Origin of the sequence: Klebsiella sp. 7-CIP_Kleb. (assembly GCF_050378655.1) — a bacterium.
Taxonomy (GTDB): Bacteria; Pseudomonadota; Gammaproteobacteria; order Enterobacterales; family Enterobacteriaceae; genus Klebsiella; species Klebsiella quasipneumoniae.
The window spans coordinates 153394-165953 of record NZ_JBNRLJ010000004.1; the positions used below are offsets into that span (position 1 = coordinate 153394).

The following is a 12560-nucleotide window of genomic DNA, read 5'->3' on the forward strand; positions in this document are numbered from 1 at the left end:
CGCCTTGGCGCGGGTTTTTTTATGCTCGTCAACAAGGCGCCAGGACACAGACTAAGGATCCAAACCATGAGCCAGCAAGTCATTATTTTCGATACGACCTTACGTGATGGCGAACAAGCGTTACAGGCAAGCCTGAGTGTCAAAGAGAAGCTGCAGATCGCTCTGGCCCTCGAGCGCATGGGTGTTGACGTGATGGAAGTCGGTTTCCCGGTTTCTTCTCCGGGCGATTTTGAATCCGTGCAGACCATCGCGCGCACCATCAAAAACAGCCGCGTATGCGCTCTGGCGCGTTGCGTTGAGAAAGATATCGACGTGGCGGCGGAATCCTTAAAGGTGGCCGAAGCGTTCCGTATCCACACCTTCATCGCCACCTCGCCGATGCATATCGCCACCAAACTGCGCAGCACCCTGGATGAAGTCATTGAGCGAGCGGTTTATATGGTGAAGCGGGCGCGCAATTACACTAACGATGTCGAATTCTCCTGTGAAGACGCCGGCCGTACGCCAATAGCTGACCTGGCTCGCGTCGTGGAAGCAGCGATTAACGCTGGCGCCACCACCATAAATATTCCGGATACCGTCGGCTACACCATGCCGTTCGAGTACGCCAACATTATTAGCGGCCTGTATGAGCGCGTACCGAATATCGACAAAGCCATTATCTCCGTTCACACCCATGATGACCTGGGCATTGCCGTCGGCAACGCCCTCGCCGCGGTCCACGCCGGAGCTCGCCAGGTAGAAGGCGCGATGAACGGTATCGGCGAGCGCGCCGGCAACTGCGCGCTGGAAGAGGTCATCATGGCGATTAAAGTGCGCAAAGACATCATGAACGTGCACACCAATATCAACCACCATGAAATCTGGCGCACCAGCCAGACCGTCAGCCAGATCTGCAACATGCCGATCCCGGCGAACAAAGCCATCGTCGGCACCGGCGCCTTCGCCCACTCCTCCGGTATCCACCAGGACGGCGTGCTGAAGAACCGCGAAAACTACGAGATCATGACCCCGGAATCCATCGGTCTGAACCAGGTGCAGTTGAACCTGACCTCCCGTTCCGGCCGCGCGGCGGTGAAACACCGGATGGAAGAGATGGGCTACCAGGAGAGCGATTACAACCTGGATCATCTGTATGACGCGTTCCTGAAGCTGGCGGACAAAAAAGGACAGGTCTTCGATTACGATCTGGAAGCGCTGGCCTTTATCAACAAGCAGCAGGAAGAGCCAGAGCATTTCCGCCTGGATTACTTCAACGTTCAGTCCGGCTCCAGCGATATCGCCACCGCCTCGATCAAACTGGTCTGCGGGGATGAGATCAAAACTGAAGCCGCCAACGGCAACGGTCCGGTCGATGCTATCTACCAGGCGATTAACCGCGTCACCAATTACAACATTGAATTAGTGAAATATGGCTTAAGCGCGAAAGGCCACGGCAAAGACGCCCTGGGCCAGGTGGATATCGTCGTTGACTACAACGGCCGCCGTTTCCACGGCGTTGGTCTGGCAACGGATATCGTAGAGTCGTCAGCCAAAGCGATGGTTCATGTGCTGAACAACATCTGGCGCGCCGCCGAAGTCGAAAAAGAATTGCAACGCAAAGCTCAGAATAAAGAGAACAATAAGGAAACCGTGTAATGTCGAAGAATTACCATATTGCCGTTTTGCCAGGTGATGGCATTGGCCCGGAAGTGATGAACCAGGCGATGAAAGTACTGGAAGCCGTGCGCCAACGTTTTGCCATGCACATTACCACCAGCCAGTACGACGTCGGCGGCGCGGCCATCGACCGCCAGGGAACTCCCCTGCCGCAGGCGACGGTCGCCGGATGCGAGCAGGCGGACGCGATCTTGTTCGGCTCCGTCGGCGGCCCGAAGTGGGAACACCTGCCGCCCGCAGAACAGCCAGAGCGCGGCGCCCTGCTGCCGCTGCGTAAACACTTCAAACTGTTCAGCAACCTGCGCCCGGCCAAACTGTATCAGGGGCTGGAAGAGTTCTGCCCGCTGCGCGCCGACATCGCCGCCAACGGCTTCGACATTCTCTGCGTTCGCGAACTGACCGGCGGCATCTACTTCGGCCAGCCGAAAGGCCGCGAAGGCAGCGGCCAGCATGAGAAAGCTTTTGATACCGAGGTGTATCACCGCTTTGAAATCGAACGTATCGCGCGCATCGCTTTTGAATCTGCCCGTAAACGTCGTCACAAAGTGACCTCCATCGATAAAGCCAACGTTCTGCAGTCCTCTATTCTGTGGCGCGAAATCGTCAGTGAGATCGGCAAAGAGTATCCGGACGTTGAGCTGGCGCATATGTATATCGATAACGCCACCATGCAGCTGATTAAAGATCCGTCTCAGTTCGACGTGCTGCTGTGCTCCAACCTGTTCGGCGACATCCTCTCCGACGAGTGCGCAATGATCACCGGCTCGATGGGTATGCTGCCGTCCGCCAGCCTTAACGAACAAGGTTTCGGCCTGTACGAGCCTGCAGGCGGCTCGGCGCCGGATATCGCTGGCAAAAATATCGCTAACCCGATTGCGCAGATCCTCTCCCTGGCGCTGCTGCTGCGCTATAGCCTTGACGCTAACGAGGCGGCGAGCGCAATTGAAAGCGCGATTAACCGCGCTCTGGAGGAAGGGGTTCGTACCGGCGACTTAGCGCGCGGCACGGCGGCGGTCAGCACTGATGAAATGGGCGATATCATTGCCCGCTATGTCGCAGAAGGGGTGTAATCATGGCGAAGACGTTATACGAAAAATTGTTTGATGCGCACGTGGTGTATGAGGCGCAAAACGAAACCCCGCTGTTGTATATCGACCGCCATCTGGTGCATGAAGTTACCTCCCCGCAGGCCTTTGACGGCCTGCGCGCCCACGGCCGCCAGGTGCGCCAGCCGGGTAAAACCTTCGCCACCATGGATCACAACGTCTCGACGCAGACCAAAGACATTAACGCGTCCGGCGAGATGGCCCGCATTCAGATGCAGGAGCTGATTAAGAACTGTAAAGAGTTCGGCGTTGAGCTGTACGACCTGAATCACCCGTACCAGGGCATCGTTCACGTAATGGGCCCGGAACAAGGGGTGACCTTGCCGGGGATGACCATTGTATGCGGCGACTCCCATACCGCCACCCACGGCGCGTTCGGCGCGCTGGCCTTCGGCATCGGCACTTCCGAAGTGGAACATGTGCTGGCGACCCAGACCCTGAAACAGGGTCGTGCGAAAACCATGAAAATCGAAGTGCAAGGCAAAGCGGCGCCGGGCATCACCGCCAAAGATATCGTGTTGGCGATCATTGGTAAAACCGGCAGCGCCGGCGGCACCGGCCACGTGGTGGAATTCTGCGGCGAAGCGATCCGCGATCTGAGCATGGAAGGTCGCATGACCCTGTGCAACATGGCGATCGAGATGGGCGCCAAAGCGGGCCTGGTCGCGCCGGATGAAACCACCTTCAATTACGTACGCGGCCGTCTGCACGCGCCGAAAGGCAAAGATTTTGACGATGCGGTGGCGTACTGGAAAACCCTGAAAACCGACGACGGCGCCACATTTGACACCGTGGTGACGCTGCAGGCGGCTGAGATTGCTCCGCAGGTGACCTGGGGCACCAACCCAGGCCAGGTGATTTCGGTCACCGATAATATCCCCGATCCTGCGTCATTCAGCGACCCGGTGGAACGCGCCAGCGCTGAGAAAGCGCTGGCCTATATGGGACTGAAATCCGGCATCCCGCTGACGGAAGTGGCTATCGATAAAGTGTTCATCGGCTCCTGTACCAACTCGCGTATCGAAGATTTGCGCGCCGCGGCGGAAATCGCCAAAGGGCGTAAAGTGGCGCCGGGCGTCCAGGCGTTGGTGGTACCAGGTTCCGGTCCGGTGAAAGCGCAAGCGGAAGCGGAAGGCCTGGATAAGATCTTTATCGAAGCCGGCTTTGAGTGGCGCTTACCGGGCTGCTCGATGTGTCTGGCGATGAACAACGACCGCCTGAACCCGGGCGAGCGCTGCGCCTCCACCAGCAACCGTAATTTTGAAGGCCGTCAGGGCCGCGGCGGACGCACGCACCTGGTGAGCCCGGCAATGGCCGCGGCGGCGGCTGTGACCGGCCATTTCGCCGATATCCGTAATCTGAAGTAAGGAGACCATCATGGCAGAGAAATTTACCCAACATACCGGCCTGGTGGTTCCGCTGGATGCTGCAAACGTCGATACCGACGCGATTATTCCCAAGCAGTTTCTGCAGAAAGTGACCCGCACCGGCTTTGGCGCGCACCTGTTCAACGACTGGCGCTTCCTCGATGATAAAGGTCAACAGCCGAACCCGGAGTTCGTGCTGAACTTTCCTGAGTACAAAGGCGCCTCTATCCTGCTGGCGCGGGAAAACTTCGGCTGCGGCTCCTCCCGCGAGCATGCGCCGTGGGCGCTGACCGATTACGGTTTTAAAGTCGTTATCGCCCCAAGCTTTGCCGATATTTTCTACGGCAACAGCTTCAACAACCAGCTGCTGCCGGTGACGCTGAGCGATGAGCAGGTCGACGAGCTGTTCAGACTGGTGCAGGCCAACCCGGGCATTACGTTTGAAGTGGACCTGGAAGCGCAGGTGGTGAAAGCGGGGGATAAAACCTACAGCTTTAAGATCGACGATTTCCGTCGCCACTGCATGCTTAATGGCCTGGATAGCATCGGCCTGACGCTGCAACATGAAGCGGCGATTTCCGACTATGAGCACAAGCTGCCGGCGTTTATGAATTAAGCTTCGCGCCCGGTCATTTGACCGGGCTTTTTAATTTATTGCGGCAGAAAATTGAGATCTCACGCACAAAAAACAATATTAATTCTTCGAACGTCAGCCCATGACGTTGGCCTGCCCCACGCGATAAAGACGAATGATTTCGCTTTCTTACCCCTGACCTGCGCGGTTTATGTATTAACCCTTCACTGCAAGTAAAAATAAGGTATGAGTGTTTAATATAAAAATATAACAATGTGAAAGAAGCGTTAATCTCATAGAGAACCCCTATAGCTCACAGCAAAAAAAAGCATTATTTTTCAATTTTTCCCCTCGCTATCTTTTCCCACAGAGAAATATTAACTAAGGACACGCCCGGGCCCCCGCATAGCGGCCTCCCGGCCTCCTGTGGAGAGAAGAGATGAGCCACTATCCGCACCTTTTCAGTCCGTTGACCATCAACGGCATGACGCTAAAAAACCGCATTATTATGCCCCCGATGGGCACCAATATGGCTACGCTCAATGGCGAGGTCTCGCAGGAACAGCTGGAATACTACGAACTGCGGGCCAAAGGCGGCACCGGTCTTATCACCATCGAAAATATCTGTATTGATTTCCCTTTCGCTTCCAACGGCACCACCCAGCTGCGCATCGATAACGATCAATATATTCCACGGCTGTTTAAATTAACCGAGACCCTGCATAAACACGGCGCCTGCGTATCCATTCAGTTAAATCACGCTGGCGCTTCCGCTTATGCCTACCGCCTCGAGGGTCAGACACCGCTCTCCTCCTCGACGACGCCCTCGAAAAAGCACGGTAATATTCCGCGGCCAATGACCCATGAGGAAATTTATCACGCGGTGGAAAAATTCGGGGACGCCGCAGAGCGCGTTCGTCGCGCGGGTTTTGACTGCGTCGAAATTCATGCCGGCCACTCCTATTTAATTAGCCAGTTTTTATCGCCGTTATTTAACAAACGCACCGATGAATTTGGCGGCAGCGTCGAAAACCGCACTCGAATATTAGGTCTGATTGTCGATAAAGTTCGCGCCTGCGTCGGGCCACGTTTTCCGGTCAGCCTGCGCATCAGCGCCGACGACTTCCTCAAAGGCGGCAATACCCTCGAAGATTCCTTGCGCATCCTTGAGCTCTGTCAGGAGAAGGTCGATATCATCAACGTCTCGGCGGCGCAGAACGACAACCTGAATCTGCAAATCGACCAGATGTCGCTGGAGGATGGCTGGAAGCGTTACCTCTCCCGCGCGGTGCGCGATAAATTCCATAAGCCCACGGTCATCGCTGGCAATATCCGTACCCCGCAGGTAGCCGAGGATATCCTCGCCAGCGGCGATGCCGATCTCATTGCCATTGGTCGCGGTCTGATTGCCGAGCCGGAGTGGGTGCAGAAGGTGCAAAGCGGTAAAGAGCGCGTGATGCGCAAATGCATCTCCTGCAACATCGGCTGCGCCGACCATCGCATCGCCCGCTCGCGCCCGCTGCGCTGTTCAATTAACCCGGACATCATTCACGGCGATGCCTACAAAACGCGGCGCGTTAATCGCGAAACGAACGTGGTCGTCATCGGCGCCGGCACTGCCGGGATGGAGGCCGCCTGCACCGCGGCGGAAGTCGGCTGCCACACCTGGCTGCTGGAGGCGAAAAATCACGTCGGCGGTCTCGCCAGCGATATCGCCCGTCTGCCGGAGAAAAAACGCATCGCGGATTTCCCGCAGTTTATGAAAAACCGCATCGCCGCGCTGGACAACCTGATGCTGCAGGTCGGCAAACGGGCAGACGTGGCCTCGGTTTCCGCCCTGCGTCCACATCTGATCGTCAATGCCACCGGCTCAACCCCCCTGCTGCCGCCCATTGCTGGACTGCGGGAGAATATTGACGCCGCGGAAGGCAAAGTCTTCTCCATTACCGGCATGATCGACAATCTGGCGAAATTTACCCATGTCGAGGGCAAACGCATCGCCGTTGTCGGCGCGGGCGCCGTTGGCCTCGACGTCATCGAATACTTTACCGCTCGCGGCGCGCAGGCGGTCTTAATCGAAATGCAGGACGCCGCCGGTCGCGATCTCGACATCATTACCAAGAATGCCATGTTGACCATGCTCGACGAGCACCAGGTCGAACAGCACATGAATACGCAACTGATGGCGGTGGCTGCCGACCATTTCCAGGTGAAAAATACACAGCACACCTTCGATATCCCCTTCGACTACGGCTTTGTCTGTCTGGGGATGCGCGCCAACCGGACGGGTCTCGACGAGATCGAACGCTGGGCCAATGCCAATAACGTCAAAATCATGAATATCGGCGACAGCGTGATGGCGCGACGCATTATCGACGGCATCCGCGAAGGCCGCAACGTGCTGGACACCCTCGAAGACATGGGTGCACTGGGTAGCCGCGAAGCACAACGAATTCCCTTTCTAACTTATTGAGGATTTTTGTCATGGCAGAACGTATTACTGGACACACTGAGCTGATTGGTCTGATCGCCACCCCGATTCGCCACAGCATGTCGCCCACCATGCACAACGAGGCTTTCGCCCATCTCGGGCTGGACTACGTCTACCTGGCTTTTGAAGTCGGTAATCAGGAGCTGAAAGACGTTGTGCAGGGCTTCCGGGCTTTGAAGCTGCGCGGCTTTAACGTCTCTATGCCGAACAAAACCGAGATTTGCCAGTATCTCGATAAGCTGTCTCCGGCGGCGCAGCTGGTCGGGGCGGTGAATACCGTGGTCAATGACGACGGCGTCCTGACCGGGCATATCACCGACGGCACCGGCTATATGCGCGCCCTTAGCGAAGCGGGTATCGATATCATTGGCAAGAAGATGACCGTGCTCGGCGCCGGCGGCGCGGCGACCGCACTCTGCGTCCAGGCGGCACTGGATGGCGTGAAGGCGATCTCCATCTTCAACCGTCGCGATAAATTCTTCGCCAACGCCGAAGAAACGGTCGCCAAGATCCGCAACAACACGCGCTGTGAGATCCATCTGTTCGATCTTGACGATCATGACAAACTGCGTGCCGAAATCGACAGCAGCGTGATCCTGACCAATGCCACCGGGGTCGGCATGAAGCCGTTCGAAGGCCAGATGCTGCTGCCGGACGACAGCTTCCTGCGTCCGGACCTGATCGTCTCCGACGTCGTATATAACCCGCGCAAAACCCACCTGCTGGAAGTGGCTGAGAAAAAAGGCTGCCGCACGCTAAACGGCCTCGGGATGATGCTGTGGCAAGGCGCGCGCGCGTTCGAAATCTGGACGGGTAAACAGATGCCGGTTGATTACATCAAAAGCATCCTGTTCTAAGGGGCAAGCGATGAAAAATAAATACGTCCCTACCGCGGCAGGGCTGTACCTCAACTACCTGATCCACGGCATGGGGGTGCTGTTAATCACCCTCAACATGGCCCATCTTCAGGAACAGTGGGGAACAGATAAAGCCGGCGTATCGATCGTTATCTCCTCGTTAGGTATTGGTAAGTTAGCGACCATCGTGACCGGATTTCTCTCGGATCGCTTCGGTCGCAAGCCCTTTATCTATCTTGGGATCCTGAGCTACCTGATCTTTTTCGTCGGCATTCTGCTGACCAAAAATATCTATCTGGCCTATGTCTTCGGCATTATGGCGGGCCTGGCGAACAGCTTCCTCGACTCCGGCACCTATCCGGCGCTGATGGAATCTTTCCCGCACTCCGCCAGCCGGGCCAACGTGCTGATCAAAGCCTTCGTTTCCGCCGGGCAGTTCCTGCTGCCGTTCATTATCAGCTTCCTGATCTGGGCGAATCTATGGTTCGGCTGGTCGTTCGTGATTGCGGCGGCGCTCTTTGTACTGAGCGGGATTTACCTGCTTAAAATGCCATTCCCTGACAGCCAGGCAGCGAAAAAAGAGGAATCTCCTGAGCCACAGGCGGAAACGTTCGCCCGTCCGCAGGCCAACAAACTGGATATGATGATCTTCACGCTGTACGGCTATATCGGCATGGCGACGTTCTATCTGGTCAGCCAGTGGCTGGCGCAGTACGGCCAGTTCGTGGTCGGGCTGCCCTATGCCTCGGCGATTAAGCTGCTCAGCATCTATACCGTTGGGTCGTTGGTCTGCGTCTTCGTGACTGCTGCCTTCGTCAAAGAGGTGTTCAGCTCTGCCGTCGCCATGATCATCTATACTGGCCTGTCGATGGTCTCGCTGCTGCTGGTGTGCCTGTTCCCGACGCCGATGATGGTTACCGGCTTCGCCTTTGTCATCGGCTTTGCCGCCGCGGGCGGAGTGCTACAGCTGGGAGCGACGATCATGGCGATGAGCTTCCCGAACGGGAAAGGCAAGGCAACCGGGATCTTCTACACCGCCGGCAGTATCGCCAGCTTCACGATCCCGCTGATCACCGCCAAACTTTCGCAGATCAGTATTGCCAGCATTATGTGGTTTGATTTTGCGATCGCCGTGATCGGCTTTGTGATCGCCCTGTACATCGGCTATCGTCAACTGCAGGCTCGGGCGGCGCAAAAAGTATCACGCACCGCAGTCACCGCCTGAGGTTCAACGCGAATAATAATGGATGCCTACATGACAAATGCAGTTACCGTAAAGAACATCACCTTCCAGGAAGGGGAAACCTTAATTTGTGTACCGCTGATCGGCAAAACGCTGGATGAAATACTGGGTAACGCCCACGGCCTGGTCGACGCCGGCGCCGATATCATCGAATGGCGCGTTGATCACTTTACGCAGGTCAGAGAGATGGCCCAGGTGATGGCCGCGCTGGCGGAAATCCGTGGTGCGCTGAAAGCCCTGCCGTTGCTGTTCACCTTCCGCAGCAAGAAAGAAGGCGGCGAGACCGAGCTCAGCGACGATGCCTACTTCGCGCTCAACCGCGAAGCGGCGCGCAGTGGACTGGTTGATGTCATCGATGTCGAGCTGTTCAATGATGAAGCGCAGATCCGCGCGCTGGTTGACGATGCGCATGCCGCGGGCGTCAAAGTGATCATGAGTAACCATGATTTTCATAAAACCCCCGCCCAGGAAGATATCATCTATCGCCTGCGCCGCATGCAGGATCTGGGTGCCGATCTGCCGAAGATCGCGGTGATGCCGCAATCGCCGCAGGACGTTCTGACCCTGCTCGCCGCCACGCTGACCATGAAAGAGAAGTATGCCACCCGCCCGCTGATCACCATGTCGATGGGAAAATCAGGCGGCGTCAGCCGGGTGACCGGGCGTCTTTTTGGCTCAGCCATGACCTTCGGTACAGTGGGTCAAGCTTCCGCGCCGGGACAGATAGCCATCAATAAGCTGCGTGAAGTGATGGATATTCTCTCCTGATAACCCCTTAGCCCGGAGGACCACTCCGGGCTATTCGCTAACAGATCTTCTGGCTGTCGTGGATGACCACATTTTTAAACGACTGCAGCGCCGGGGAAAGTCCCCGGTCTTTCATGGTCGCCAGATAGATATAGCGCGGAGGGAGGGTGTTTTTAATCTTCAGGATATGGACGTTGTAATGGGAGAGCGCCGAGATCCGCGGCATGATCGCGATCCCGTAGTCAATGCTGACCAGCCCGGCCATCGCGGTATCCTCTTCCACGTAGCAGGCAATCTCCGGCACCAGCTTTTGCTGCATAAATACATTATCGATAAACGGACGTAAGCCGCTATTTTCTGAAAAATAGATATAGGGATAATGAATCGTCTCCACGAGGTCGACTTCATGTTCATACAGACGGGCCAGCGGATGATCCCTGGCGGTCACCACCACCAGCTCCTGCTGAATAACCGGAATAAAATCGATATCGGGCTCATCGGCAATATAAGAGCAGATCGCCAGATCGACTTTTCCCGCTTTCAGCTCCTGCAACAGCGTCAGCGAGGTCCATTGAGTAAAAGAAAAAGTCACATTGTGAAACTCAGGTGAAAGAGAATATTTATTAATTAACTGCGGAACAACATATTCGCCCATCGTGTAAATAAAGGCGATACGAATGTTTTCTTTATTTTCAGCGCCGTTTTTTTGCAAAACTGTGCGGCCATTTTCCAGTGAGGCCAGGGCATCTTCGACATACGGCAGAAAACGCTTGCCGTTTTGCGTAATTTTAACGTTCCGTCCCTGTCTGGCGAACAGTGCGACCCCTAACTCCTTCTCCAGCTCTGATATCGCATGGCTTAGCGAAGGCTGGGTGATGCACAGACTGGAGGCCGCTTCGGTATAATGTTCAGTTTCAGACAGACGTTTAAAATAATAAAGTTGCTTTAGGTTCATTATTTTTGCCCGTATAATATAAGAATAAATCCACTGATGCTAATATACCATGCAAGCCACCAATAATGTGCATGAGCGGGTAAATATCGGCGGTGTATCAAATATTATTTTCTGAAGCGTATGAATGTGCCACAAAGCGTTGCCATTCATAGATACTACCTATAGTTCCCGGAGATATTTTTGCATATACAAATATATGCAAAAATATTTTAAACTTTAAAGGAACTCGCTATGAGTATGTCAAACTCTCAGGAAGTCCTCACTTCCTCATCAGGGACGAAAAAAAGAAGCCGCGTTCGGATAGTTATTTTACTGCTGTTGTCCGTCGGAACGATGATCAATTATCTCGACCGCACCATCCTCGGTATCGTTGCCCCACAGTTAACCCAGGAAATTCATATCGATCCGGCGATGATGGGCATCATTTTCTCCGCCTTTGCCTGGACCTATGCCCTGGCGCAGATCCCCGGCGGCATGTTTTTAGACCGCTTCGGCAACAAACTGACCTATGCCCTGTCAATTTTCTTCTGGTCGCTGTTTACCCTGCTGCAAAGTTTCACCCTCGGGCTTAAATCTCTGCTGCTTCTGCGCCTGGGACTTGGCGTCAGTGAAGCGCCCTGCTTCCCGGCCAACAGCCGCATCGTCAGCACCTGGTTCCCGCAGCATGAGCGCGCACGGGCGACGGCAACATATACGGTTGGTGAATATATAGGACTGGCGGCCTTCTCACCGCTGTTATTTTTAATCCTCGAACATCACGGCTGGAGAACGCTTTTTTTCCTCACCGGAGGATTAGGTATTTTATTTACTTTGGTGTGGTGGCGTTTTTATCACGAACCCCATGAATCGCGCACGGCTAATCAAGCGGAGCTGGATTATATCGGCGCAAACGGTATTAACAATAAAATCCAGAACGTTCCATTTAACTGGCGTGACGCCAGGCGCCTGCTGGGCTGTCGCCAGATCCTCGGCGCCAGTCTGGGTCAGTTTGCGGGCAACACCACGCTGGTGTTTTTCCTGACGTGGTTTCCCAGCTATCTGGCCAACGAGCGCCATCTTCCCTGGCTGCACGTTGGCTTCTTCGCCACCTGGCCGTTTCTCGCCGCCGCCATCGGCATCCTCTTCGGCGGCTGGATCTCGGACCGACTGCTGAAGCGAACCGGCTCCGTCAATATCAGTCGGAAGTTACCAATAATTTCCGGATTATTACTCTCCAGCTGTATTATTGCGGCGAACTGGGTGAGCGCCAACAGCACCGTTATTATTATTATGTCAGTGGCATTTTTTGGTCAGGGAATGGTTGGTCTGGGCTGGACGTTAATTTCTGATATTGCCCCGGAAAATATGGCAGGCCTGACCGGCGGGATATTTAATTTCTGCGCTAATATGGCGTCGATTATAGCCCCACTGATAATTGGCGTGATTATCTCCGCAACGGGTAACTTCTTTTACGCACTGATCTACGTCGGCCTGACGGCGCTGATCGGCGTGATTGCCTACATTTTTATCATCGGCGACATCAAGCGAATCGAACTGAAGTAAAGACGGCGGCCCCGGCGAA

The 12560-nt window shown here is 55.3% G+C and carries 10 protein-coding genes; 9 read left to right on the forward strand and 1 reads right to left on the reverse strand.

The window, feature by feature from the left end; genetic code table 11:
• Window positions 1-66 precede the first annotated feature (66 nt).
• From leuA to aroD, 8 genes are all read left to right on the forward strand, one after another.
• Entirely contained in the window at window positions 67-1638 is a 1572-nt protein-coding gene (leuA, locus tag ACQUTI_RS16225; RefSeq protein ID WP_004204323.1) for a 2-isopropylmalate synthase, read from the forward strand.
• Window positions 1638-2729 carry a 3-isopropylmalate dehydrogenase gene (leuB, locus tag ACQUTI_RS16230; RefSeq protein WP_017901193.1) on the forward strand — a complete coding sequence of 364 codons (1092 nt, stop codon included), beginning with the start codon at window positions 1638-1640 and terminating at the stop codon, window positions 2727-2729. Before leuA ends, leuB begins: the two co-directional genes overlap by 1 nt.
• A 2-nt stretch (window positions 2730-2731) precedes the next feature.
• Window positions 2732-4132, forward strand: coding sequence for a 3-isopropylmalate dehydratase large subunit (gene leuC / locus ACQUTI_RS16235; protein ID WP_004177417.1), 1401 nt, complete (start codon window positions 2732-2734; stop codon window positions 4130-4132).
• A gap of 10 nt (window positions 4133-4142) precedes the next feature.
• A complete protein-coding gene (leuD, locus tag ACQUTI_RS16240; protein ID WP_004204321.1) occupies window positions 4143-4748 on the forward strand; it encodes a 3-isopropylmalate dehydratase small subunit in 606 nt (201 codons plus the stop codon).
• A 397-nt stretch (window positions 4749-5145) separates the two neighbouring features.
• Window positions 5146-7179 carry an FAD-dependent oxidoreductase gene (locus tag ACQUTI_RS16245; protein WP_004204320.1) on the forward strand — a complete coding sequence of 678 codons (2034 nt, stop codon included), beginning with the start codon at window positions 5146-5148 and terminating at the stop codon, window positions 7177-7179.
• Between the two features lie 11 nt (window positions 7180-7190).
• Complete coding sequence (locus ACQUTI_RS16250) at window positions 7191-8054, forward strand: shikimate dehydrogenase (protein WP_017901194.1); 864 nt, start codon at window positions 7191-7193, stop codon at window positions 8052-8054.
• Window positions 8055-8064: 10 nt separating this feature from the next.
• Window positions 8065-9279 (forward strand): MFS transporter, encoded by a 1215-nt coding sequence (locus ACQUTI_RS16255; protein ID WP_043522250.1) that lies wholly within the window; start codon window positions 8065-8067, stop codon window positions 9277-9279.
• A gap of 30 nt (window positions 9280-9309) precedes the next feature.
• A complete protein-coding gene (aroD, locus tag ACQUTI_RS16260) occupies window positions 9310-10065 on the forward strand; it encodes a type I 3-dehydroquinate dehydratase (RefSeq protein WP_004204316.1) in 756 nt (251 codons plus the stop codon).
• Window positions 10066-10102: 37 nt separating this feature from the next.
• On the opposite strand, the gene ACQUTI_RS16265 is transcribed toward aroD, so the two are convergent.
• The gene (locus tag ACQUTI_RS16265) at window positions 10103-10999 is read right to left on the reverse strand and encodes a LysR family transcriptional regulator (RefSeq protein WP_428923320.1); all 897 of its coding nucleotides are present in this window, start codon (window positions 10997-10999) and stop codon (window positions 10103-10105) included.
• A 231-nt stretch (window positions 11000-11230) separates the two neighbouring features.
• Here ACQUTI_RS16265 and ACQUTI_RS16270 point away from each other — a divergent pair, with 231 nt between their 5' ends.
• On the forward strand, window positions 11231-12541 hold the full coding sequence (locus ACQUTI_RS16270) for an MFS transporter (protein WP_004204313.1): 1311 nt from the start codon (window positions 11231-11233) through the stop codon (window positions 12539-12541).
• The last annotated feature ends 19 nt before the right edge of the window (window positions 12542-12560 follow it).